The sequence below is a fragment of the Pseudomonas entomophila genome (genome assembly GCF_029478665.1).
GTDB classification, from domain to species: Bacteria; Pseudomonadota; Gammaproteobacteria; order Pseudomonadales; family Pseudomonadaceae; genus Aquipseudomonas; species Aquipseudomonas entomophila_F.
This window is the reverse complement of the sequence record NZ_JARPQB010000006.1, coordinates 22,164-45,350: the sequence shown is the minus strand read 5'-3', so window position 1 is coordinate 45,350 and position 23,187 is coordinate 22,164. Positions and strand designations below refer to the sequence as shown.

The window sequence follows — 23,187 nt, the reverse complement described above, 5'->3', positions numbered from 1 at the left end:
CGGGGCTTTTGCTTGAAAGGTGGCCAAGTCCCTTTGGCCGACGGGACATCCCTTACTCGGCTTTCAGGCCATCAGCCGAGACGGCCTGCACGCCTTTGATCTTCTTGGCGATGGCAACCGCCATGTCCTTCTGGGCATCGGTGATGGCCACGTCCGAGGACAGGGACACGACGCCTTTGTTGGTTTCGACCTTGATGTCACTGCCTGGCACGCCTTTCTCGGTCATCAGGTCAGCCTTCACCTTGGTGGTGATCCAAGTGTCGGAGGTAGCTTCCTTGGCTTTGGTCACCTCACCGGCCGCCAGCGTCATCGGGGCCTGGGTGGACTGTTGGGCAAACGCCGCATTAGCCAGGGTCAGGGTCAGAGCGGTAGCAGTAGCGGCAGCAATGGCGAACTTCTTCATGAGGGTCACTCCTGTTTTTCGAAAGGTCTGCGCCGTGGATCCTGGCGACAGGTATGAAGGTAGGTGCACGCGCCGTGCCAGCTTTTGGTCTGCTTATATTTCCTTAAAATTCAATAGGTTAGCATCATGCTCATTCATGCATGATCGTGCAATCTGCAATACCTTGGAAAAAACGATGTGCAAGATGCATGTTCGCTGGCAGGTTTCGGAACCTTCTGTAGGAGCGGCTTGAGCCGCGATGCAGACACCACGCTTCTGGCACCCGCTTCGCGGGTATTCGCGGCTAAAGCCGCTCCTACAGAGCTCGAATCAGATCAATATCCAGGCAACAAAAAAGGGCCCCGAAGGGCCCTTTTCCTGTTACGCGTCAGTCGCTCAGACGCCCGATGCCTTGGCAGCGGCAACGTCCTTGATCGACAGCTTGATACGGCCGCGGTTGTCCACGTCCAGTACCAGCACTTCGACTTCCTGACCTTCTTTCAGCACATCGGTGACTTTCTCGACGCGAGCGTCGCTCAGCATGGAGATGTGCACCAGGCCGTCCTTGCCCGGCAGGATGTTGACGAAGGCGCCGAAGTCGACGATGCGCTCGACCTTGCCGACGTAGATCTTGCCGATCTCGGCCTCGGCGGTGATGCCCAGGATGCGCTGCTTGGCAGCGTCCGCGGCTTCCTTGGTCTCGCCGAAGATCTTGATCGAACCGTCGTCTTCGATGTCGATCGAGGCCTTGGTCTCTTCGCAGATGGCGCGGATGGTGGCGCCGCCCTTACCGATGACGTCACGGATCTTGTCGGTGTCGATCTTCATCGCGATCATGGTCGGAGCGTTGGCCGACAGTTCGGTACGCGACTCGCCGATGATCTGGTTCATCTGGCCGAGGATGTTCAGGCGCGCTTCCAGGGCCTGGCCCAGGGCGATTTCCATGATCTCTTCGGTGATGCCGTTGATCTTGATGTCCATCTGCAGCGCGGTGACGCCCTTGGCGGTACCGGCTACCTTGAAGTCCATGTCGCCCAGGTGGTCTTCGTCACCCAGGATGTCGGTCAGGACGGCGAACTTGTCACCTTCCTTGACCAGGCCCATGGCGATACCGGCAACCGGCGCCTTCATCGGTACACCGGCGTCCATCAGGGCCAGGGATGCACCACAGACCGAAGCCATGGAGCTGGAACCGTTGGATTCGGTGATTTCCGACACCACGCGGATGGTGTACGGGAACACGTCGGCGGCCGGCAGCATGGCCTGGACCGAACGGCGGGCCAGACGGCCGTGGCCGATTTCGCGACGGCCGGCACCGCCCATGCGGCCACACTCGCCCACCGAGAACGGCGGGAAGTTGTAGTGCAGCATGAAGGGGTCTTTCTTCTCGCCTTCGAGGGTGTCCAGCAGCTGGGCGTCACGGGCAGTACCCAGGGTCGCGACGACCAGGGCCTGAGTTTCGCCACGGGTGAACAGTGCCGAACCGTGGGTCTTGGGCAGAACGCCGACTTCGATGTTCAGCGGGCGCACGGTCTTGGTGTCGCGGCCGTCGATACGTGGCTTGCCGTTGACGATGTTTTCGCGAACGGTGCGGTATTCGATCTCGCCGAAGATGTCTTTGACTTCACCGGCCGATGGCTGGCCTTCTTCACCGGAGAACTTGGCAACCGCCTGGTCGCGCAGCTCACCCAGGCGCGCATAACGGTCGGCCTTGACGGTGATGGTGTAACCCTGGGAGACCGCCTCGCCGAACTCGGCGCGGATGGCGTCGAACAGGGCGGTATTGGCAACGGCAGGTTTCCAGTCCCAGGTAGGCTTGGCGGCTTCGGCAGCCAGCTCTTTGACCGCTTTGATCACGGCCTGGAATTCGTCGTGGGCAAACAGCACGGCGCCCAGCATCTGGTCTTCGGTCAGCTCCTGGGCTTCCGATTCAACCATCAGCACAGCATCCGAGGTACCGGCAACGACCATGTCCAGGCTCGAGGCAGCCAGTTGCTCGTAGGTCGGGTTCAGCAGGTAGCCGGTGCTTTCGTGGAAGGCAACACGGGCGGCGCCGATCGGGCCTTCGAACGGGATGCCCGAGATGGCCAGGGCAGCCGAGGTACCGATCATGGCGGCGATGTCCGGGTCGGTCTTCTTGCTGGTGGAAACCACGGTGCAGACGACCTGGACTTCATTCATGAAGCCTTCAGGGAACAGCGGACGGATCGGACGGTCGATCAGGCGCGAGGTCAGGGTTTCTTTTTCGGAAGGACGGCCTTCACGCTTGAAGAAACCACCCGGGATCTTGCCAGCGGCGTAGGTCTTTTCCTGGTAGTGCACGGACAGCGGGAAGAAGCCCTTGCCCGGGTCAGCTTGCTTGGCGCCGACCACGGTCACCAGCACGGTGACGTCGTTGTCGACGGTGACCAGCACAGCGCCGGTGGCCTGACGGGCAATACGGCCCGTTTCGAGCGTAACGGTCGATTGACCGAACTGGAATGTCTTGATTACCGGGTTCACGGTTTCCTACCTTTTTCAGTGGCTCTTGGGGGAACGGGTTCTTGCGAATTCTTGGGCAGAACGGGGAATCGGCCCCATTGACCGTCCAGATACAACACGAGGCTGGGAGCCTGGTGCCGGGCGGATGAACCGCACGGCGAACCAGGCTGCCAACCTCGCAGATCGCGTAGTGTGTCCAACGGCGACGCTGACAGGCAGCGATGCCGAAGAATGCGACACACCATGCAACACCACTGGCCAGGCCGCTATTAGCGACGCAGGCCCAGGCGACCGATCAGGGCGCTGTAACGAGTGGTGTCCTTGCCCTTCAGGTAGTCCAGCAGCTTACGACGCTGGTTGACCATACGGATCAGACCACGACGGGAGTGGTGGTCTTTTTCGTTGGACTTGAAGTGACCTTGCAGCTTGTTGATGTTGAAGGTCAGCAGAGCAACCTGCACTTCCGGGCTACCGGTATCGCCGGCGGCTTGCTGGTAATCGGCAACGATCTGGGCTTTTTCTTCGACGCTGAGGGCCATTTGGCTTCTCCTGATAAACGGATCCCGCGAGCGGGGTCCAATAGGCCAGGGACAAATCCCTGTATTGATAAAGAAGGTGTGACCGCGCCTACTAACAGCCACCCTTGATCCCGCGGACCTCGGCCGAAGCCTCGCCCCACGGTTTCGGTCATTCCGACCGAATCAGCCGACGCGGCGCAATGCGCCCGTCTTCGCTCACTTCACCGATTCCGATGAAGCGGCCATTGTGATCCTGTACGCGGACCATGCCAAACTGCGGTGCGTCCGGCGCGCGTACCGCCTGGCCGTGCAGCCAGTAGAACGCGCTGTGCTCGGACAACAGCACCAGTGGCCAGTCCTGCAGCCCGCTGTCGGACGGCATCAGGAAGCGATCGAGCGCTTCATTGCCACCCTCTGCGTGGGCCTGTTCGAGCTCCTCGAGCGTCACGGTCTGTGCCAGCGCGAAAGGGCCAGCCTGGGTGCGGCGCAGTTCGGCGACGTAGGCTCCGCAGCCCAGCGCCTCACCGATATCCTCGACCAGCGTGCGGATATAGGTGCCTTTGCTGCATCCAACCGACAGTCGCGCACGGGTACCTTCGCACTCGAGCAACTCCAAGCGGCCAATAGTAACAGAACGCGCCTCGCGCTCCACTACCTCTCCTGCACGCGCCAGCTTGTAAAGCGGCTGGCCATCACGCTTGAGCGCCGAGTACATCGGCGGTACCTGCTGGATGTCACCCTTGAAACGCGGGATCACCGCCTCGATATCGGCGCGACCAACGGTCACTTCGCGGGTCTGCAGGACTTCGCCCTCGGCGTCCGCGGTGGTGGTGGTCTGCCCCAGCTGCATGACCGTCTCGTAGCCCTTGTCGGAATCGAGCAGGTACTGGGAGAACTTGGTCGCTTCACCGAAGCACAGCGGCAGCACGCCGGTGGCCAGCGGGTCGAGGCTGCCGGTGTGGCCGGCCTTTTCCGCGTTGAGCAACCAGCGGACCTTCTGCAAGGCGGCGTTGGAGGTGAACCCCAATGGTTTGTCGAGCAGGATGATGCCGCTGACATTGCGGCGGATACGTTTGACCTGGGCCACCGCTTACTCCTTGGCGTCCAGCTCGTCGGCATCCTTGTGCAGGCGGTCTTCGGCCACCGCACGTTCGATCAGCGCCGACAGGTGGACACCACGGCTGACGCTTTCATCGAAGTGGAAGTGCAATTGCGGCACGCTGCGCAGTTGCATGACGCGGCCCAGGTGCAGGCGCAGGAAGCTCGCGGCGCTGGTGAGGGCCTTGAGGGTCTGCGGCACGGCATCGGTGCCATCCTGGCCCATGACCGTGATGAAGACCTTGGCGTGGCCAAGGTCACGGCTGACGTCGACGGCGGTGATGGTCACCAGGCCGACGCGCGGATCTTTGACTTCACGGCGGATCAGTTCGGCCAGCTCACGCTGCATCTGATCGCCGATGCGTTGGGTACGGCTATATTCTTTTGCCATTCTTGCTACCTGTAACGTAAAGCGGCAAACGCCCGGTCAGACTGAAGCCTGACCGGGCGCTACCTTGTGAGGCGCCGCCAACCGCCTTGCGACGGGGCCTGCGCCACGCTCGCCCCTTACAGGGTACGAGCCACCTGGACTTTCTCGAAGACTTCGATCTTGTCGCCGACCTTGACGTCGTTGTAGCTCTTGACGCCAATACCGCACTCCATGCCGTTACGCACTTCGGAGGCATCGTCCTTGAAGCGACGCAGCGATTCCAGTTCGCCTTCGAAGATCACCACGTCCTCGCGCAGTACGCGGATCGGACGGTTGCGGTACACGGTACCCTCGATGACCATACAGCCAGCGATGGCGCCGAACTTCGGCGAACGGAACACGTCCCGCACTTCGGCGACACCCAGGATGTTCTCGCGAACATCGCTGCCGAGCATGCCGGTCAACGCTTTCTTGACGTCTTCGATGATGTCGTAGATCACGTTGTAGTAACGCATGTCCAGACCTTCCTGCTCGACGATCTTGCGCGCGCCGGCATCGGCACGTACGTTGAAGCCGAACAGTACCGCGTTCGAAGCCAGTGCCAGGTTGGCGTCGCTTTCGGTGATACCACCGACGCCGCCACCGATCACGCGCACCTGGACTTCGTCGTTGCCCAGGCTGCCGAGCGAACCCTGCAGCGCTTCGAGCGAACCACGCACATCGGTCTTGAGGACGATGTTGAGGGTCTTCTTCTCTTCCTGACCCATGGTCTCGAAGATGTTTTCCAGCTTGCCGGCGTGAGCACGGGCCAGCTTGACCTCGCGGTACTTGCCTTGACGGAACAGGGCAACTTCGCGGGCCTTCTTCTCGTCGGCGACCACGGACATCTCGTCACCCGCGTCCGGGGTGCCGTCCAGGCCGAGGATCTCGACCGGAATCGACGGGCCGGCTTCCTTCACAGGCTTGCCGTTCTCGTCGAGCATGGCACGCACGCGGCCATAGTTGGAACCGACCAGGACCATGTCGCCCTGACGCAGGGTACCGTCCTGAACCAGGATGGTGGCCACCGGGCCACGGCCCTTGTCCAGGCGCGACTCGACCACGACACCGCGACCAGGTGCGGTCGGAGTGGCCTTGAGTTCGAGGATCTCGGCCTGCAGCAGTACAGCTTCGAGCAGCTCGTCGACACCAGTACCCATCTTCGCCGAGACCTTGACGAACGGGGTGTCACCACCCCAGTCCTCGGAGGTCACGCCTTCGACGGCCAGCTCGTTGCGGATGCGATCGAGGTCAGCACCCGGCTTGTCGATCTTGTTCACCGCGACAACCAGCGGAACGCCAGCGGCTTTCGCGTGCTGGACGGCTTCGCGGGTCTGCGGCATCACGCCGTCGTCCGCCGCCACCACCAGGATGACGATGTCGGTCGCCTTGGCACCACGGGCACGCATCTGAGTGAACGCTGCGTGGCCGGGGGTGTCGAGGAAGGTGACCATGCCGCGGTCGGTTTCCACGTGGTAGGCACCGATGTGCTGGGTGATACCACCGGCTTCGCCAGCGGCAACCTTGGCACGACGGATGTAGTCGAGCAGCGAGGTCTTGCCGTGGTCGACGTGGCCCATGACGGTCACGACCGGCGCGCGGGACTCGCTGACACCTTCGAACTTCAGCGATTCGGCCAGGGAATCTTCCAGGGCAGTGTCGCTGACCAGGGTGACCTTGTGGCCCAGTTCTTCGGCAATCAGCTGAGCGGTTTCCTGGTCGAGCACCTGGTTGATGGTGACCGGGGTACCCATCTTGAACATGAACTTGACGACTTCAGCGCCTTTGACCGACATCTGCTGCGCCAAGTCCGAAACGGTGATGGTCTCGCCGATGGTCACGTCACGGATGACTGGACCGGTCGGGTTCTGGAAGCCATGCTGGTTGCGCTTCTTCGGCTTGCCCTTGCCACCGCGACCGCGACGGAAACCATCGCTCTCTTCTTCGGTGGTGCGTGGCGCGGCACGCGGAGTCGGAGCCTTTTCCTTCTCCTTGACCTTGACCTTGATGGACACTCGCGGCGCTTCGCCACGGCGCTCGCCAGCAACACCGCCGCCACGACGATCATCGTCACGGGTGCGGCTTTCATTGCGACGGGCTTCGTCCTTCTTGCGCTCAGCGGCACGGGCGGCGGCGTCTTCGGACACCGGCGCGTCAGGCACTGCAGGAGCAGCAGGCGCGGCGGCAGCCGGAGCTGGCTCAGCCTTGGCCACAGGGGCGGCGGCAGGCGCTTGCGCGGCCTGGCGACGAGCCTGTTCTTCGTTGCGCTGGCGAACGTCGGCGTCAACCTTCTCGCGCGCGGCGTTCTCAGCGGCGCGGCGCTCTTCCTGCTCACGCTTCTGCTCGGCCTGGATCTCTTCCGGGCTGCGCTGCACGAACACTTTCTTCTTGCGTACTTCTACGCTGATGCTTTTGCTACCGGCGACACGCAGAGTGCTGGTGGTCTTGCGCTGCAAGGTGATCTTGCGCGGCTCTTCCGCCTTGCTCTTGTGGCTGCTTTTCAAATGAGTCAGCAGGGTCTGCTTCTCATTGTCGGTCACTACCTGACCGGCGTCGGTGTGCGGCAGACCTGCCTCACGCATCTGCTGCAGCAGGCGCTCTACCGGTGCCTCGACCTCTTGGGCCAGTTCTTTCACCGTGACTTGCGTCATGCACTTCTCTCCTCAGGCCGCGCCTAATTACTCGAACCAGTGGGCTCGGGCGGCCATGATCAACTTGCCGGCACGCTCTTCGTCGATGCCGTCGATGTCGAGCAGATCGTCAATCGACTGCTCGGCCAGGTCTTCGCGGTTAACCACGCCGCGCACCGCCAGTTCGGCCGCCAGGTCCTTGTCCATGCCCTCGAGGGAGAGCAGGTCGTCGGCCGGATGGGCGTCTGCCAGTTTTTCTTCGGTAGCGATGGCCTTGGTCAACAAACGGTCCTTGGCACGAGCACGCAGCTCGTTGACGATGTCCTCGTCAAAGCCATCGATGTTGAGCATTTCTTCCAACGGTACGTAGGCAATTTCTTCGAGGCTGGTGAAGCCTTCGTCGACCAGCACCTGTGCCAGCTCTTCGTCGACTTCCAGTTCATCGATAAAATTACGCAGGATGTCGCCGGTTTCCGCTTGTTGCTTGGCCTGGATGTCCTTCTCGGTCATCACGTTCAGGGTCCAGGCAGTCAGCTGGCTGGCCAGACGGACGTTCTGGCCGCCACGTCCGATGGCCTGGGCCAGGTTATCCTCGGCTACCGCGATATCCATCGCATGGGCGTCCTCATCAACGATGATCGCAGCAACCTCTGCTGGCGACATGGCGTTGATGACGAACTGCGCCGGGTTCTCGTCCCACAGGACGATATCCACACGCTCGCCACCCAGCTCGCCGGATACGGCCTGGACGCGCGAACCACGCATGCCGATGCAGGCGCCTTGCGGGTCGATGCGCTTGTCCTTGGAGCGGACGGCGATCTTGGCACGCGATCCCGGATCACGGGAGGCGGCCATGACTTCGATGAGGCCTTCGGCGATTTCCGGCACTTCGATGCGGAACAGCTCGATCAGCATCTGCGGCGCGGTGCGCGACAGGACCAGCTGCGGGCCGCGGTTCTCGGTGCGGATTTCCTTGAGCAGCGCACGCAGGCGCACGCCGACACGGAAGGTCTCACGGGGAATGATGTCTTCACGCGCCAGCAGCGCCTCGGCGTTGTTGCCAAGGTCGACGATGACGTTGTCGCGGGTGACCTTCTTCACGGTACCGGAGATGATCTCGCCCACGCGTTCGCGGTAGGCGTCGACGACTTGCGCGCGCTCGGCCTCGCGGACCTTCTGCACGATGACCTGCTTGGCGGTCTGAGCGGCGATGCGACCGAACTCGATCGACTCGATCTTCTCTTCGATCACGTCACCGATCTTGGCGTCCGGGTGCGTGTCCTGGATCTTGCTCAGCCAGGTCTCGATGGCTGGATCGTCCAGGTCGTTCTCGTCGACCACGGTCCAGCGACGGAAAGTCTCGTAGCTACCCGTGTGGCGGTTGATTTCCACACGCAGGTCGACTTCGTCCTCAAAACGTTTTTTGGTTGCAGTGGCCAGGGCCACTTCCAGCGCTTCGAAAATGACGCCGGGTGGTACACCCTTTTCGTTGGATACCGATTCAACAACCAGCAGTACTTCTTTGCTCATCGTACGCCTCGCCTTGCGCAAGCCATTGGCCCCGGAAAGTCCTCCGGGCCCGGCACGTCTCAGTCAAAACTGGGAATAATATTGGCCTTGTCGATCGAGTCGATCGGCAACAGGAACTCGTGATTGTCCACCTGGACCACCACATCCTGCTCCTCCACACCACGGAGAAGGCCCTGGAAGTTACGACGACCTTCGAAGGGCGTACGCAGCTTGATCTTCACCTGCTCGCCGGCATGCGAAGCAAACTGTTCAAGGGTGAACAGCGGGCGATCCATGCCTGGAGAGGACACCTCGAGGGTATATTCAGAGCTGATCGGATCTTCCACATCGAGGATGGCGCTGGCCTGACGGCTGACGGCTTCGCAGTCTTCCACCAGGATGCCGCCTTCCTTGTCGATGTAGATACGCAGTACCGAATGTTTCCCCTGGGAGACGTATTCGATCCCCCAGCATTGGTAGCCCAGACCCTCGACAACCGGGGCCAACAAGGCCTGCAACTGTTCTAGCTTGCTCGACACCTGAACCCCCTCGTGCATGCTGTGCAAATAAAAAATGGGCGAAGCGCCCATCCCTGAAAGCGCCGTTGGACAACGACGCCTAAAACTGTTCGGCTAGCAAAAAGCCCCTGAAAAGGGGCTCTGCTGAAGCTGGTTGCGGGGGCTGGATTTGAACCAACGACCTTCGGGTTATGAGCCCGACGAGCTACCAAGCTGCTCCACCCCGCGACAAAGCTGGGGCGAAAGTATAAGACTGAACCCTTTGCTGGGTCAATCCGACCTCCACCTGCAAGAAAGCCCGCTCAAAGCGGGCTTTCATGCTTCAATTGGTACCGAGAAGGGGACTCGAACCCCTACACCCTATGGGCACAACCACCTCAAGGTTGCGTGTCTACCAATTCCACCACCTCGGCAATACTACTTGAAACCCGTTACTGCTGCTCTTTCGCTGGAGGAGGTACGTCACCGGAGTTGGTGGCTTCACTCTTCTGCTGCTGGAGCACCGGTACATCATCATTGACCGCCGGCTTTGGCTCTTTGACTTCCAGCACTGCTGGATCTGGCAGACCAGCTTGAGTCAGCTGGTGAGCTTGCTGCTTGGCGAAGTATCCTAACCCAAGTGCAGTCAAAAAGAAAGTGGCGGCAAGTATAGCAGTAACTTTACTCAAAAAGGTAGCGGAACCTTGGCTTCCGAACACAGTATTTGAAGCACCTGCGCCGAAAGATGCACCTGCTTCCGCACCTTTACCCTGTTGCAGCAACACCATTACAACCAGTGCCAACGCTGCCAACAGATGAAAAACAACTACGACTGTTTCCAGCATTTGTTCAGTTTCCTGCGGCGCGACAAATTGCACCGAATTCGTCTGCGTTCAGGGACGCTCCACCAATGAGCCCCCCATCGATATCCGGCATGCCGAACAGTTCAGCCGCATTGGCCGCCTTCACGCTGCCGCCGTAGAGAAGTTGCACCTTAGCTGCAACTTCGGCGTCCATCACCGCCAACTGCTTGCGGATGGCTGCATGCACATCCTGGGCTTGTTGTGGCGAGGCCGTCAAACCAGTACCGATGGCCCAAACAGGCTCATAGGCAATTACTGCATTGGCAAAAGCCCTGATACCGAACGCGTCGATAACACTGCTTAGTTGACGCCCTACAACTTCGAGCGTCTCGCCTGCTTCGCGCTCTGCGAGAGTTTCCCCTATACAGAGCACCGGCGTCAAACCACTTTTCTGAGCCGCTGCAAACTTCCGGTTCAGCACTTCGTCGCTTTCACCAATAATCTGGCGACGCTCGGAGTGCCCAACCAGAACATACTTGCAACCGACTTCAGCCAGCTGACTCGGAGCAACTTCACCGGTCAGCGCGCCTTGCTCAGGCTGTACAGCAGAATTCTGAGCGCCTACGCTGATTCCCTTGCCTTCCAGGCCATCGATCACCTGGGTGATAAACAGCGAAGGCGGAAACACCGCGACTTCCACACCGCTGGGCAGGGACATATTGCCCAAGCCCTGAGTCAGCTCTACGACGCTGGCGCGGGTACCGTGCATCTTCCAGTTACCAGCTACCATGGGGCGACGCATGCTTTACCTCGTCGGTCAAAGTGGGCGCAGATCTTACCCAACCCGATCTGCGCTGGCAAGCCTATTTCAGGCACAAACTTCAGCAACGAGTTTCGCCAGGGCTTCGGCATGGCCACGCACCTGGTTTTCGTCGTCGCCTTCGACCATCACACGCACCAACGGTTCGGTGCCGGACTTGCGCAGCAGCACCCGCCCGCGCCCAGCCATGGCCTCGGTCGCCTTGTCGCTCGCCTCTTTCACCAGCGGGTTTTGCAACGGGTCACTCTTGCCCGCTTCGAAGCGCACGTTGATCAATACCTGCGGGCACTTGCGCACGCCCTGACGCGCCTGGGCAAGGGTCTCGCCTTTACGCTTGAGGGCCATCAGCACCTGCAGCGCGGCAATGATCGCATCGCCGGTGGTGGTGTGGTTGCAGCACACGACATGCCCGGAATTCTCGCCACCCAGCAGCCACTCGCGCTCGAGCAGCTCGGCCATGACATAACGGTCGCCGACCTTGGCCCGCACGAACGGGATGTCCAGCTCCTTGAAGGCCAGCTCCAGGCCCAGGTTGCTCATGAGCGTGCCGACCACGCCACCCTGCAGCTTGCCGCGGTCATGCAGGTCTCGACCGATGATATACAACAACTCGTCACCGTCGACGATGGCACCGGTATGGTCGACCATCAGTACCCGGTCACCGTCGCCATCGAAAGCGATGCCCAGGTCGGCATGCCCCACCAGCACCGCGGCTTGCAGCGACTCGATGTGGGTCGAGCCGCAACCCTCATTGATGTTCAGCCCATCAGGCGCTGCGTGCAGTACCGTCACCTCGGCACCCAGCTCACGGAACACGCTCGGCGCGACCTTATAGGTGGCGCCATGGGCGCAATCCACGACGATCTTGAGCCCTTCGAAGCTGGTACTGGTCGGTACGCTGCTCTTGCAGAACTCGATGTAGCGACCTGCGGCGTCGTTGATCCGCGACACCTTGCCCAGCTTGCCGGACTCGACGACCGTCATCGGCTGATCGAGCAGCTCCTCGATCATCAGCTCGACTTCATCGGGTAGCTTGGTGCCACTACCGGAGAAGAACTTGATGCCGTTGTCGTCATGCGGATTGTGCGAGGCACTGATAACGATCCCAGCTTCGGCATGGAAGGTGCGGGTCAGGTAGGCGATAGCTGGCGTTGGCATCGGCCCGAGCAGCATGACGTCGGCACCGGCCGCGGACAGCCCGGCCTCGAGCGCGGACTCGAACATGTAACCGGAGATCCGGGTGTCCTTGCCCACCAGCACACGGCAGTGGCCTTGCTTGCGGAAGGCCATGCCCGCCGCCCAGCCCAGTTTCAGCATGAAATCCGGGGTGATCGGAAACTGGCCAACACGGCCACGGATACCATCGGTACCAAAGTATTTTCTGCTCATGGGAACTCCAATGTTCTTATTCGGCGCCCTGCACGGCGGCGATCATACGCACCACATCGACGGTTTCGGCCACATCGTGCACACGCAGGATGCTCGCACCCTTGGTCATCGCCAAAGCCGCCAGCGCGAGGCTGCCGTAAAGCCGCTCGCCCACTGGCCGGTCCAGCGTGAGGCCGATCATGCTCTTGCGCGACACCCCCACCAATAGCGGGCGCCCGAGGCGGTATAGCGCCTCCATGTGCTTGAACAGACTGAGGTTGTGCTCAAGCGTCTTGGCAAACCCGAAACCCGGGTCGAGGATGATGCGTTCAGCGCCGATGCCAGCCGCCGCGCAGGCGGCCATGCGCTGCTCGAGGTAGCGCCCCACATCGGCGGTCACGTTTTCGTAATGCGGGTTGTCCTGCATGTTACCCGGCTCCCCGCGCATATGCATCAGGCAAACGGGCAGGCCGGTGTCAGCCGCGGCGCCAAGGGCACCGTCACGCTCCAGGGCACGCACGTCATTGATCAGGCCTGCGCCGAGACGGGCCGATTCGCGCATGACCGAAGGTGTCGAGGTGTCGACGGAAATGACCACGTCCAGCCGAGCATTCAAAGCCTCGACGATGGGTGCGACCCGCTCCAGTTCCTCGGTGGGCGAAACGGCCCGAGCACCAGGGCGAGTGGACTCCCCCCCGACATCGATCAATGTCGCACCGGCCGCCACCATCGCCTCGGCATGTCGCAACGCTTCGTCGCGCTGGCTGAAGCGCCCGCCATCGGAGAAGGAATCAGGGGTGATATTGAGAATACCCATGACATGGGTACGGGACAAATCAAGAACCCGGTTGCCGCAAGGCAACCGGGTCGGGTACAGCTGTGAGGTCATAGAAACCCTTAGTGTTGAGCCGCTGGGCCGCCGATCGGCGATTCCGGACGGTCACCCTGGGAGGCCTGGTTGCCGGATGTGCCGGCATCGTTGTCCCAGTCACGCGGCTCGCGTGGCGTACGGCCCGCCATGATGTCGTCGATCTGGTCGGCATCGATGGTTTCGTACTTCATCAGGGCCTCGGCCATGGCATCGAGCTTGTCGCGGTTTTCAGTCAGGATCTGCTTGGCCGTCGCATAGCACTGGTCGATGATGCTGCGCACTTCCGAGTCGATCAGCTTGGCGGTCTCGCCCGAAACGCTGGCATGCTGGCTGCCCGCGCTGCGACCCAGGAACACCTCACCCTCTTCTTCGGCATACATCAGCGGGCCGAGCTTCTCTGACAGGCCCCACTTGGTGACCATGTTTCGAGCAATCTGGCTGGCACGCATGATGTCGTTGGAAGCGCCGGTGGTGACACCGTCAAAGCCCAAGGTCATTTCTTCGGCGATACGACCACCATACAGCGAGCAGATCTGGCTGATCAGCGCTCGCTTGGAGAGGCTGTAGCGATCTTCTTCGGGCAGGAACATGGTCACACCCAGGGCACGGCCACGCGGAATGATCGAGACCTTGTACACCGGGTCATGCTCGGGCACCACACGACCAACGATGGCGTGACCGGCTTCGTGATAGGCGGTGTTCTGCTTCTCTTTCTCGGACATGACCATGGTCTTGCGCTCGGCGCCCATCATGATCTTGTCCTTGGCCAGCTCGAACTCCTTCATCTCGACCACACGCTTGCTGGAGCGCGCAGCGAACAGCGAGGCTTCGTTGACCAGGTTGGCCAGGTCGGCACCGGAGAAGCCCGGCGTACCACGGGCAATGACCGCGGCGTTGACGTTCTCGCCAACCGGCACCTTGCGCATGTGCACCTTGAGAATCTGCTCGCGACCGCGAATGTCCGGCAAACCAACCACCACCTGGCGGTCGAAGCGACCGGGGCGCAGCAGCGCCGGGTCGAGCACGTCGGGACGGTTGGTGGCGGCGATGACGATGATGCCATCGTTCATCTCGAAACCATCCATCTCGACCAGCAATTGGTTCAGGGTCTGTTCGCGCTCATCGTGACCACCGCCCATGCCGGCGCCACGGTGGCGACCCACGGCGTCGATCTCGTCGATGAAGATGATGCACGGCGCGTGCTTCTTGGCCTGTTCGAACATGTCGCGAACACGGCTGGCACCCACGCCGACGAACATCTCGACGAAGTCGGAACCGGAAATGGTGAAGAACGGCACCTTGGCTTCACCGGCAATGGCTTTGGCCAGCAGGGTTTTACCGGTACCGGGCGGGCCGACCATCAGCACGCCGCGCGGGATGCGACCACCCAGACGCTGGAACTTGCCCGGGTCACGCAGGAACTCGACCAGCTCGCCGACCTCTTCCTTGGCTTCGTCGCAACCAGCAACGTCGGCCAGGGTGGTTTTGACCTGGTCTTCGGAGAGCAGCCGCGCCTTGCTCTTGCCGAAGCTCATCGGGCCGCCCTTGCCGCCGGCACCGCCCTGCATCTGGCGCATGAAGAACATGAACACGGCGATGATCACGAGGATCGGGAAGCTGGCTACCAGCAGTTGAGTCCAGATGCTCTGCTGCTCAGGCTGCTTGCCCTCGACGGTAACGTGGTTGTCGACCAGGTCGCCGATCAGGCCATTGTCGGTGATGGCCGGGCGCACGGTCTTGAAGTTGTCGCCGTCGGTGCGCTTGCCGGTAATGATGTAGCCGTCGACGGTCACGCGCTCGACCTTGCCATCCTTGACCTGCTGGATGAAGTCGGAATAGTTGAGGGTCTGCGGCTCGTTAGGGCTGGAGAAGTTGTTCATCACCGTCACCAGGACGGCGGCGATGATCAACCAGAGGATCAGATTCTTTGCCATGTCGTTCAATTCGCTACCCTCTGAGGCCGGCGCACGACGCAGCCGTGCCTCGCATGATATTCATCGCCCTAACTTACTACATTACCCACGCATCCGCAGGCACCGTCTGTAACCCTTTGTGAAAGCTAGACTACACGAAGTTCGGACGATCCAGACGGGGTGACCGATTGGTTTTAACTATCGGAGCCCCCGCATAACGCCGCTCACGCGCCTTTGAACCCCTTGCCCAACAGGTACTGTTCACGGGAACGGTCCCGCGAGGACGACGGCTTGCGCATTTGCACCTTGTCGAACTTGCTGCGCACGTCCTTCAGGTACATGTCGAAACCTTCGCCCTGGAAAATCTTGATCAGGAAATCCCCGCCAGGCTTGAGCACGCGGGTTGCCAGATCCAGGGCCAGCTCACAGAGGAACATGGCGCGCGGCATGTCCACCGCGGGCGTACCACTCATATTGGGGGCCATGTCGGAAATCACAAGGTCCACATGTGAATCACCGACCGCCTGCAGGATCTGCTGAAGCACTTCGTCCTGGGTGAAGTCGCCCTGGATGAAGGTAACATCGGGAATCGAGTCCATTTCCAGGATGTCCGAGGCGATCAGCCGGCCCTGGCCGCCGATCAGACGACTGGTCACCTGCGACCAGCCACCCGGCGCGGCGCCGAGGTCGATCACACTCATGCCAGGGCGGATCAGGCGGTCTTTTTCCTGGATCTCCAGCAGCTTGTAGCTCGCGCGCGAGCGGTAGCCATCCTTCTGCGCCTGCTTGACGAAAGGATCGTTGAAATGTTCTCGCAGCCAGTTTGCGCTGCTTTTGGAACGTTGTACCACGGGGCACCTCGATGATATGCGTCGTGTTTGACTGGGCGGAGCCACAGGCCCTCGGGTAAAATGCCCGTCAATTTTACAGAATCAGACGAAAAGGGTCAGATTATGCCGCTCAATAACGAGCAGAAGAAGCAATACAAGTCCATTGGTCATGACCTGAAGCCGGTCCTGATCGTTGCTGGCAACGGTTTGAATGAAGGCGTGATCGCCGAGCTGGAACGCGCCCTGGTCGACCACGAGCTGATCAAGGTCGAGATTCGTTCGGAAGATCGCGAAGAGCGCGCCGAGACCATCGCCGAACTGTGCAAGGCTGGCCGCGCCGAGCTGGTGCAGACCATCGGCAAGAAAGCGCTGATCTACCGCAAGAACCCGCAGCCGAACAAGCAGCTGTCCAACATCCACCGTTACAAGTAACGGTAGCAGGGCTGCTGCGCAGCCCATCGCGACACAAGGCCGCTCCCACAGGGATTGCACCGACCTCGGCGCAACGCGATCCCTGTAGGAGCGGCCTTGTGCCGCGAAAGGGCCGCAAAGCGGCCCCGGCGATCTTGAACTGGTTACCGACGCGCCCTGACCGGGACCGGCTGGGCCACCAGCACGATGCCGGAAAAGCCCAGCACCAGGAAACAGAACATCTGCCAACGCTCGCCCACGGAAATCCCGTAGCGTAGCGTGTAGTAGCTGACGCAGGCCGCGAAACCGAGCAACAGCATCTGCCCGCGGAATTGCCGCCACCAGGCCGCCAGGCCGTCTACCCTCGCCAATACCGCCAGCTGGGTGATCAGCCCGAGCATCGCCACGCCGATCAACCAACGGTCGATCTGCGCGGCCACGTCATGCACCAGCAACGGCGCAAGGCCGCTCACCTTGAGCGCCGGCACCAGCCCCACATGGAACACCCACAGGCCACCGACCCAGAACACCTGGGCCAGCTGCCAGAGGATCCCCTCGAGGGATGGCGCCCGCAGGCGCCGGTCAGATGTGCTTGACTTCGACAATCTCGTACTCGACCGTGCCGCTTGGCGTCTTGACGACAACCGTATCACCTTCTTCCTTGCCGATGATGGCACGGGCAATTGGCGCACCGCTCGAGAGCTTGCCCTGCTTAACGTCGGCTTCGTCTTCACCGACGATCTGGTAGGTCACCTTTTCATCGGTTTCAGTGTTGGCCAGCACCACGGTGGTGCCGAAAATCACCTTGCCGGTGTGGGCGATGGTGGTGACGTCGATCACCACCGAGTTCTGCAGACGGCCTTCGATATCGCGGATGCGCGCCTCGACCATGCCCTGCTCTTCGCGGGCGGCGTGGTACTCGGCGTTCTCCTTGAGGTCGCCCAGCTCGCGCGCTTCGCCAATCGCCTGGCTCAGGCGCGGACGCTCGGTCTTGCTCAGGAACAGATGCTCTTCCTCCAGGGCGCGAGCGCCCTGGACGGTCATCGGATACTTGGTAATGCTCATGCTTTGAGTCCTGCATGCAGATCCTGCAGGCGACGAACGGTCTTTTCCGGACCGAATTTCAACGCCTCGCAGATGGCTTCACCCGCCGCAATGGTGGTCGTGCAGTAGATCTTGTGCTGCAGCGCATTACGACGAATCGAGTAGGAGTCGGCGATCGACTGGCGGCCTTCGGTGGTGTTGATGATCAGCGACACTTCGTCGTTCTTGATCATGTCGACCACGTGCGGACGACCTTCGGTCACCTTGTTCACACGGCGCACTTTCAGGCCAGCCGCTTCGATGACCTTGGCAGTGCCTGCCGTTGCAACCACTTCGAAGCCCAGGGCGATCAGGTCGCGGGCAACGCCAGCCACTTGTGGCTTGTCGTCGTCACGCACGCTGATGAATGCGGTGCCACCGGTCGGCAGCACTTCGCTGGCGCCCATCTGGGCCTTGGCGAAGGCTTCACCGAAGCTGTCGCCGACACCCATGACTTCACCAGTGGATTTCATCTCAGGGCCGAGGATCGGGTCAACCCCTGGGAACTTGGCGAACGGGAAGACGGCTTCCTTGACGCTGTAGAAGTTCGGGATGATTTCCTGGGTGAAGCCCAGCTCTTTCAGCGATTTGCCGGCCATGACACGGGCCGCGATCATCGCCAGCGAGGTGCCGATGCACTTGGAGACGAACGGCACGGTACGCGAGGCGCGCGGGTTGACTTCGATCACGTAGATCTTGTCGCCCTGCAGGGCCAGCTGCACGTTCATCAGGCCGACCACGCCCAACTCCAGGGCCATCTTCTTGACCTGGACGCGGACTTCGTCCTGCACTTCCTGGCTCAGCGAGTAAGGTGGCAGCGAGCATGCGGAGTCACCGGAGTGAACACCAGCCTGCTCAATGTGTTGCATGATCGCGCCGATCACCACATCGGTGCCGTCGCAGACCGCATCCACGTCCATCTCGATGGCGCAGTTGAGGAAGTGGTCGAGCAGTACCGGGCTGTCGTTGGAGACCTGTACCGCTTCACGCAGGTAGCGCTTGAGCTCGTCCAGCTCGTAGACGATCTCCATGGCGCGGCCACCCAGCACGTAGGACGGGCGAACCACCAGCGGGTAGCCGATGCCGCCAGCGGCGCTGATGGCTTCTTCTTCGCTGCGCACGGTGGCGTTTGGCGGCTGCAGCAGGTTCAGGCGCTGGACCATCTGCTGGAAGCGCTCACGGTCTTCGGCACGGTCGATGGCGTCCGGGCTGGTACCGATGATCGGCACGCCGGCTTCTTCCAGGGCACGGGCCAGTTTCAGCGGGGTCTGGCCGCCGTAGTGGACGATGACGCCTTTCGGCTTCTCGACACGGCAGACTTCCAGCACGTCTTCCAGGGTCAGCGGCTCGAAGTACAGGCGGTCGGAGGTGTCGTAGTCGGTGGAGACGGTTTCCGGGTTGCAGTTGACCATGATGGTCTCGTAACCGTCTTCACGCAGCGCCAGGGCGGCGTGCACGCAGCAGTAGTCGAACTCGATGCCTTGGCCGATACGGTTCGGGCCGCCACCCAGGATCATGATCTTGTCGCGGGTCGACGGGTTGGCCTCGCACTCTTCCTCGTAGGTGGAGTACAGGTAGGCGGTGTCGGTGGCGAACTCGGCGGCGCAGGTGTCGACGCGCTTGTACACCGGGAACACTTCCAGCTTGTGGCGGTGGCGACGCAGGTTCTTGTCGGTGATACCCAGCAGCTTGGCCAGGCGCTGGTCCGAGAAGCCCTTGCGCTTGAGGCGCAGCATGTAGTCCTTGTCGATCGCCGACAGGGCCAGGGTCTTGACCTTCTCTTCTTCCTTGATCAGATCTTCCATCTGAACCAGGAACCACATGTCGATGCCGGTCAGGGCGAAGATTTCTTCGCAAGTCATGCCGGAGCGCATGGCGTCGGCGACGTACCAGATACGCTCGGCACCCGGCACGGTCAGTTCGCGCTTGAGGGTGCTGGCGGCTTCAGGGCTGGCCTGGTCGACTTTCGGATCGAGGCCGCAGGCGCCGACTTCCAGGCCGCGCAGGGCTTTCTGCAGGGACTCCTGGAAGGTACGGCCGATGGCCATGACTTCACCCACGGATTTCATCTGGGTGGTCAGGCGGGCGTCGGCTTTCGGGAATTTTTCGAAGGCGAAGCGTGGCAGCTTGGTGACGACGTAGTCGATCGACGGTTCGAAGGACGCCGGGGTGCGGCCGCCGGTGATGTCGTTCTGCAGCTCGTCGAGGGTGTAACCGATGGCCAGCTTGGCGGCGATCTTGGCGATCGGGAAGCCGGTGGCCTTCGATGCCAGTGCGGACGAACGCGATACACGCGGGTTCATCTCGATCACAACCATGCGGCCGGTGTTCGGGCAGATACCGAACTGCACGTTGGAACCGCCGGTCTCGACACCGATTTCACGCAGCACCGCCAGCGAGGCGTTGCGCATGATCTGGTATTCCTTGTCGGTCAGGGTCTGTGCCGGAGCCACGGTGATCGAGTCACCGGTGTGCACGCCCATCGGGTCGAAGTTCTCGATCGAGCAGACGATGATGCAGTTGTCCTTCTTGTCGCGGACCACCTCCATCTCGTATTCCTTCCAGCCGATCAGCGATTCGTCGATCAGCAGTTCCTTGGTCGGCGACAGGTCCAGGCCACGGGTGCAGATTTCTTCGAATTCTTCACGGTTGTAGGCGATACCACCGCCAGTGCCGCCCATGGTGAACGACGGGCGGATGATGCACGGGAAGCCGAGCTTCTCGAGGACTGCGTTGGCCTCTTCCATGCTGTGGGCGATACCGGAGCGCGGGCACTCCAGGCCAATGTCCTTCATCGCCTTGTCGAAGCGCGAACGATCTTCAGCCTTGTCGATGGTGTCGGCGTTGGCACCGATCATCTCCACGCCGAACTTTTCCAGGACGCCGTGGCGCTCCAGGTCCAGGGCGCAGTTCAGCGCGGTCTGGCCACCCATGGTCGGCAGCACCGCGTCAGGGCGCTCTTTCTCGATGATCTTGGCCACCGACTGCCACTTGATCGGCTCGATGTAGGTGGCGTCGGCCATGGCCGGGTCGGTCATGATGGTGGCTGGGTTGGAGTTCACCAGGATGACGCGGAAACCTTCCTCGCGCAGGGCTTTACACGCCTGGGCGCCGGAGTAGTCGAATTCGCAGGCCTGGCCGATCACGATCGGGCCAGCGCCGAGAATCAGGATGCTTTTGATGTCTGTACGTTTTGGCATGGTTGTCACTCAAATCCGCGGGTCAGTCGGCAAGCCGTCTTGAACAATCTGGGTCAGGCGCTTCCGGGCGCGGCGATTGCCGGCCCGGGGCCTTGCTGCAGGATGCTCAGCGGCGCTTGGCCATGGCATCGATGAAACGATCGAACAGTGGCGCGACGTCGGTCGGGCCTGGGCTCGCTTCAGGGTGGCCCTGGAAGCTGAACGCGCTCTTGTCGGTGCGCTCGATGCCCTGCAGGGTGCCGTCGAACAGCGATTTGTGGATGGCGCGGACATTGCCCGGCAGGGTGGCTTCGTCGACGGCGAAACCGTGGTTCTGGCTGGTGATCATGACCACGCCGGTGTCCAGGTCCTGGACCGGGTGGTTGGCACCGTGGTGGCCGTGGCCCATCTTCATGGTCTTGGCGCCGGAGGCCAGGGCCAGCAGCTGGTGGCCGAGGCAGATGCCGAACACCGGGATCTCGGTCTCGAGAATCTCTTTGATCGCCTGGATCGCGTAGTCGCACGGCTCGGGATCGCCTGGGCCGTTGGACAGGAACACGCCGTCGGGGTTGAGCGCCAGGACTTCGTTGGCCGGGGTCTGTGCAGGCACCACGGTGACGCGGCAGCCACGGGCGACCAGCATGCGCAGGATGTTCAGCTTGACGCCGTAGTCGAAGGCCACGACGTGGTACGGCAGGTCGGCGGCTTCAATGGTCGGGTGGCTGTCGGTCTTCAGCTCCCACACGCTGGAGCGCCACTCGTAGCGCTCCTTGGTGGAGACGACCTTGGCCAGGTCCATGCCTTTCAGGCCCGGGAAGGCGCGGGCGGCGGCGATGGCGGCCTCTTCACTGATGTTGTCACCGGCCAGGATGCAGCCGTTCTGGGCGCCCTTCTCACGCAGGATGCGGGTCAGGCGACGGGTGTCGATGCCGGCGATGGCGACGACGTTGTGTTCTTTCAGGTAGTCGGGCAGGGACTGGGTGTTACGCCAGTTGCTTGCCAGCAGCGGCAGGTCGCGAATGACCAGGCCGGCGGACCAGACGCGATTGGATTCGGCGTCTTCCGGGGTGGTGCCGGTATTGCCGATGTGCGGGTAGGTCAGGGTAACGATTTGCTGGGCGTAGGAAGGGTCTGTGAGGATTTCCTGGTAGCCGGTCATTGCAGTATTGAACACGACCTCACCAACGGTCTGACCGTCGGCTCCAATGGCTTCACCGCGAAAAATGCTGCCATCAGCAAGGGCGAGTATGGCTGGCTTAGTCAAGAAGACCTCCCGTAAATCAAGCCTGAAAGGGCGATCGCAGGTTGCAAAAAAGCGGAATGACGTATGGACACGTCACCCCGCTTTTATGCTGAATTAGTCTGCGCGCTTTTAGTGGACACACTAAAGCTGTAGCTTACAGAAAAATGCGTTTTGGGTCTACCTGGAATGTGTCTCTAAAACACAGGATTGCGACAGAGGGAAATGGCGCAATCCATTGCAGGAGCGGCTTCAGCCGCGATCACCCGCGAAGCGGGTGCCACCGCGTCGCCTGCATCGCGGCTGAAGCCGCTCCTACAAAGGCCCTGAAATCAGCGCAGCTCGAGCACGTCCTGCATGTCGTACAGGCCAGGCTCGCGCCCATCCAGCCACAGCGCGGCACGCACCGCGCCCTTGGCGAAGGTCATGCGGCTCGACGCCTTATGGGTGATCTCCAGGCGCTCGCCTTCGGCGGCGAACAGCACGGTGTGATCACCGACCACATCACCCGCACGCACGGTGGCGAAGCCGATGGTCTTGCGATCACGGGCGCCGGTCTGGCCCTCGCGGCCGTAAACGGCCACTTCCTGCAAGTCACGCCCCAGCGCATTGGCGACCACTTCGCCCATGCGCAGCGCGGTACCCGACGGCGCATCGACCTTGTGCCGGTGGTGGGCCTCGATGATCTCGATGTCCACATCGTCACCCAGCACGCGGGCCGCCATGTCCAGCAATTTGAGACTGAGGTTGACGCCAACGCTGAAGTTGGCGGCGAAGACGATCGGGATCTCCTTGCCCGCCTCCGCCAGCAGCTGCTTCTCCTCGACGCTGAAACCAGTGGTGCCGATGATCATCGCCTTGCCGGCCTTGCGGCAGAACGCCAGGTTCTTCAGCGTCACCGACGGGTGGGTGAAGTCGATCAGCACGTCGAACTCATCGACAACCTTGTGCAGATCGTCGCACAGCAGCACGCCGATCCGCCCCAGCGCCGCCAGCTCACCGGCATCCGCCCCGACCAGGGAGCTGTCCGGGCGATCGATCGCCGCGGTCAGCCCGGCACCCGGGGTTTGCTGCACGGCTTCGATCAGGGTCTTGCCCATCCGCCCAGCCGCGCCCATTACCGCAATACGTCGCATAGCCTGTTC

Annotated in this window: 20 protein-coding genes and 2 tRNA genes; 1 reads left to right on the top strand and 21 read right to left on the bottom strand. The window is 61.6% G+C overall.

The features are described from left to right. Window positions 1–52 precede the first annotated feature (52 nt). From P5705_RS04640 to rlmE, 16 genes are all read right to left on the bottom strand, one after another. Window positions 53–403, bottom strand: a complete 351-nt coding sequence (locus P5705_RS04640; RefSeq protein ID WP_011532146.1) for a BON domain-containing protein — start codon at window positions 401–403, stop codon at window positions 53–55. Between the two features lie 375 nt (window positions 404–778). Continuing rightward, entirely contained in the window at window positions 779–2,884 is a 2,106-nt protein-coding gene (pnp, locus tag P5705_RS04635) for a polyribonucleotide nucleotidyltransferase (protein WP_277459752.1), read from the bottom strand. A gap of 248 nt (window positions 2,885–3,132) precedes the next feature. Beyond that, window positions 3,133–3,402, bottom strand: coding sequence for a 30S ribosomal protein S15 (gene rpsO / locus P5705_RS04630; RefSeq protein ID WP_240064612.1), 270 nt, complete (start codon window positions 3,400–3,402; stop codon window positions 3,133–3,135). Between the two features lie 148 nt (window positions 3,403–3,550). Continuing rightward, on the bottom strand, window positions 3,551–4,468 hold the full coding sequence (gene truB, locus P5705_RS04625; RefSeq protein ID WP_277459751.1) for a tRNA pseudouridine(55) synthase TruB: 918 nt from the start codon (window positions 4,466–4,468) through the stop codon (window positions 3,551–3,553). 3 nt (window positions 4,469–4,471) lie between these two features. Further along, window positions 4,472–4,870: a 30S ribosome-binding factor RbfA gene (gene rbfA / locus P5705_RS04620; protein WP_050706985.1), complete on the bottom strand. Its 399-nt coding sequence runs from the start codon at window positions 4,868–4,870 to the stop codon at window positions 4,472–4,474. A 116-nt stretch (window positions 4,871–4,986) separates the two neighbouring features. Continuing rightward, window positions 4,987–7,539: a translation initiation factor IF-2 gene (gene infB, locus P5705_RS04615; RefSeq protein ID WP_277459750.1), complete on the bottom strand. Its 2,553-nt coding sequence runs from the start codon at window positions 7,537–7,539 to the stop codon at window positions 4,987–4,989. A gap of 27 nt (window positions 7,540–7,566) precedes the next feature. Beyond that, entirely contained in the window at window positions 7,567–9,048 is a 1,482-nt protein-coding gene (gene nusA / locus P5705_RS04610; protein WP_011532140.1) for a transcription termination factor NusA, read from the bottom strand. 59 nt (window positions 9,049–9,107) lie between these two features. Beyond that, the gene (gene rimP, locus P5705_RS04605; RefSeq protein WP_016391791.1) at window positions 9,108–9,566 is read right to left on the bottom strand and encodes a ribosome maturation factor RimP; all 459 of its coding nucleotides are present in this window, start codon (window positions 9,564–9,566) and stop codon (window positions 9,108–9,110) included. A gap of 130 nt (window positions 9,567–9,696) precedes the next feature. Beyond that, a tRNA-Met gene (locus P5705_RS04600) sits at window positions 9,697–9,773 on the bottom strand. Window positions 9,774–9,872: 99 nt separating this feature from the next. After that, window positions 9,873–9,958 (bottom strand) — tRNA-Leu (locus P5705_RS04595). An 18-nt stretch (window positions 9,959–9,976) separates the two neighbouring features. Continuing rightward, window positions 9,977–10,369, bottom strand: coding sequence for a preprotein translocase subunit SecG (gene secG, locus P5705_RS04590; protein WP_186656847.1), 393 nt, complete (start codon window positions 10,367–10,369; stop codon window positions 9,977–9,979). Window positions 10,370–10,373: 4 nt separating this feature from the next. Continuing rightward, on the bottom strand, window positions 10,374–11,129 hold the full coding sequence (tpiA, locus tag P5705_RS04585) for a triose-phosphate isomerase (RefSeq protein ID WP_277459749.1): 756 nt from the start codon (window positions 11,127–11,129) through the stop codon (window positions 10,374–10,376). Between the two features lie 66 nt (window positions 11,130–11,195). Then, window positions 11,196–12,536, bottom strand: a complete 1,341-nt coding sequence (gene glmM / locus P5705_RS04580; protein WP_277459748.1) for a phosphoglucosamine mutase — start codon at window positions 12,534–12,536, stop codon at window positions 11,196–11,198. Between the two features lie 16 nt (window positions 12,537–12,552). Then, window positions 12,553–13,404, bottom strand: coding sequence for a dihydropteroate synthase (folP, locus tag P5705_RS04575; protein WP_277459747.1), 852 nt, complete (start codon window positions 13,402–13,404; stop codon window positions 12,553–12,555). Between the two features lie 8 nt (window positions 13,405–13,412). Further along, window positions 13,413–15,320: an ATP-dependent zinc metalloprotease FtsH gene (gene ftsH / locus P5705_RS04570; protein ID WP_240064619.1), complete on the bottom strand. Its 1,908-nt coding sequence runs from the start codon at window positions 15,318–15,320 to the stop codon at window positions 13,413–13,415. Between the two features lie 203 nt (window positions 15,321–15,523). Further along, window positions 15,524–16,150 carry a 23S rRNA (uridine(2552)-2'-O)-methyltransferase RlmE gene (gene rlmE / locus P5705_RS04565; RefSeq protein ID WP_011532133.1) on the bottom strand — a complete coding sequence of 209 codons (627 nt, stop codon included), beginning with the start codon at window positions 16,148–16,150 and terminating at the stop codon, window positions 15,524–15,526. Window positions 16,151–16,252: 102 nt separating this feature from the next. Here rlmE and yhbY point away from each other — a divergent pair, with 102 nt between their 5' ends. Beyond that, on the top strand, window positions 16,253–16,561 hold the full coding sequence (gene yhbY / locus P5705_RS04560; protein WP_003249945.1) for a ribosome assembly RNA-binding protein YhbY: 309 nt from the start codon (window positions 16,253–16,255) through the stop codon (window positions 16,559–16,561). Between the two features lie 143 nt (window positions 16,562–16,704). On the opposite strand, the gene P5705_RS04555 is transcribed toward yhbY, so the two are convergent. The 5 genes from P5705_RS04555 to dapB form a co-directional block, all read right to left on the bottom strand. Further along, window positions 16,705–17,145, bottom strand: a complete 441-nt coding sequence (locus P5705_RS04555) for an MFS transporter (RefSeq protein WP_277459746.1) — start codon at window positions 17,143–17,145, stop codon at window positions 16,705–16,707. Continuing rightward, window positions 17,123–17,605: a transcription elongation factor GreA gene (gene greA / locus P5705_RS04550; protein WP_277459745.1), complete on the bottom strand. Its 483-nt coding sequence runs from the start codon at window positions 17,603–17,605 to the stop codon at window positions 17,123–17,125. The genes P5705_RS04555 and greA overlap by 23 nt, the downstream gene beginning before the upstream one ends. Next, the gene (gene carB / locus P5705_RS04545; RefSeq protein ID WP_277459744.1) at window positions 17,602–20,823 is read right to left on the bottom strand and encodes a carbamoyl-phosphate synthase large subunit; all 3,222 of its coding nucleotides are present in this window, start codon (window positions 20,821–20,823) and stop codon (window positions 17,602–17,604) included. The genes greA and carB overlap by 4 nt, the downstream gene beginning before the upstream one ends. 106 nt (window positions 20,824–20,929) lie before the next feature. Continuing rightward, window positions 20,930–22,066 (bottom strand): glutamine-hydrolyzing carbamoyl-phosphate synthase small subunit, encoded by a 1,137-nt coding sequence (carA, locus tag P5705_RS04540; RefSeq protein ID WP_277459743.1) that lies wholly within the window; start codon window positions 22,064–22,066, stop codon window positions 20,930–20,932. A 308-nt stretch (window positions 22,067–22,374) separates the two neighbouring features. Further along, on the bottom strand, window positions 22,375–23,178 hold the full coding sequence (dapB, locus tag P5705_RS04535; RefSeq protein ID WP_213659521.1) for a 4-hydroxy-tetrahydrodipicolinate reductase: 804 nt from the start codon (window positions 23,176–23,178) through the stop codon (window positions 22,375–22,377). Window positions 23,179–23,187: the final 9 nt, after the last annotated feature.

What these genes read in the sequence shown, in the direction of transcription:
- yhbY (WP_003249945.1), top strand. Translation starts at nt 16,253, where the DNA reads ATGCCGCTCAATAACGAGCAGAAGAAGCAATACAAGTCCATTGGTCAT.
- ftsH (WP_240064619.1), bottom strand. Translation starts at nt 15,320, where the DNA reads ATGGCAAAGAATCTGATCCTCTGGTTGATCATCGCCGCCGTCCTGGTG.
- secG (WP_186656847.1), bottom strand. Translation starts at nt 10,369, where the DNA reads ATGCTGGAAACAGTCGTAGTTGTTTTTCATCTGTTGGCAGCGTTGGCA.
- P5705_RS04640 (WP_011532146.1), bottom strand. Translation starts at nt 403, where the DNA reads ATGAAGAAGTTCGCCATTGCTGCCGCTACTGCTACCGCTCTGACCCTG.
- folP (WP_277459747.1), bottom strand. Translation starts at nt 13,404, where the DNA reads ATGACCTCACAGCTGTACCCGACCCGGTTGCCTTGCGGCAACCGGGTT.
- rpsO (WP_240064612.1), bottom strand. Translation starts at nt 3,402, where the DNA reads ATGGCCCTCAGCGTCGAAGAAAAAGCCCAGATCGTTGCCGATTACCAG.
- nusA (WP_011532140.1), bottom strand. Translation starts at nt 9,048, where the DNA reads ATGAGCAAAGAAGTACTGCTGGTTGTTGAATCGGTATCCAACGAAAAG.
- glmM (WP_277459748.1), bottom strand. Translation starts at nt 12,536, where the DNA reads ATGAGCAGAAAATACTTTGGTACCGATGGTATCCGTGGCCGTGTTGGC.
- carB (WP_277459744.1), bottom strand. Translation starts at nt 20,823, where the DNA reads ATGCCAAAACGTACAGACATCAAAAGCATCCTGATTCTCGGCGCTGGC.
- tpiA (WP_277459749.1), bottom strand. Translation starts at nt 11,129, where the DNA reads ATGCGTCGCCCCATGGTAGCTGGTAACTGGAAGATGCACGGTACCCGC.
- rbfA (WP_050706985.1), bottom strand. Translation starts at nt 4,870, where the DNA reads ATGGCAAAAGAATATAGCCGTACCCAACGCATCGGCGATCAGATGCAG.
- dapB (WP_213659521.1), bottom strand. Translation starts at nt 23,178, where the DNA reads ATGCGACGTATTGCGGTAATGGGCGCGGCTGGGCGGATGGGCAAGACC.
- infB (WP_277459750.1), bottom strand. Translation starts at nt 7,539, where the DNA reads ATGACGCAAGTCACGGTGAAAGAACTGGCCCAAGAGGTCGAGGCACCG.
- greA (WP_277459745.1), bottom strand. Translation starts at nt 17,605, where the DNA reads ATGAGCATTACCAAGTATCCGATGACCGTCCAGGGCGCTCGCGCCCTG.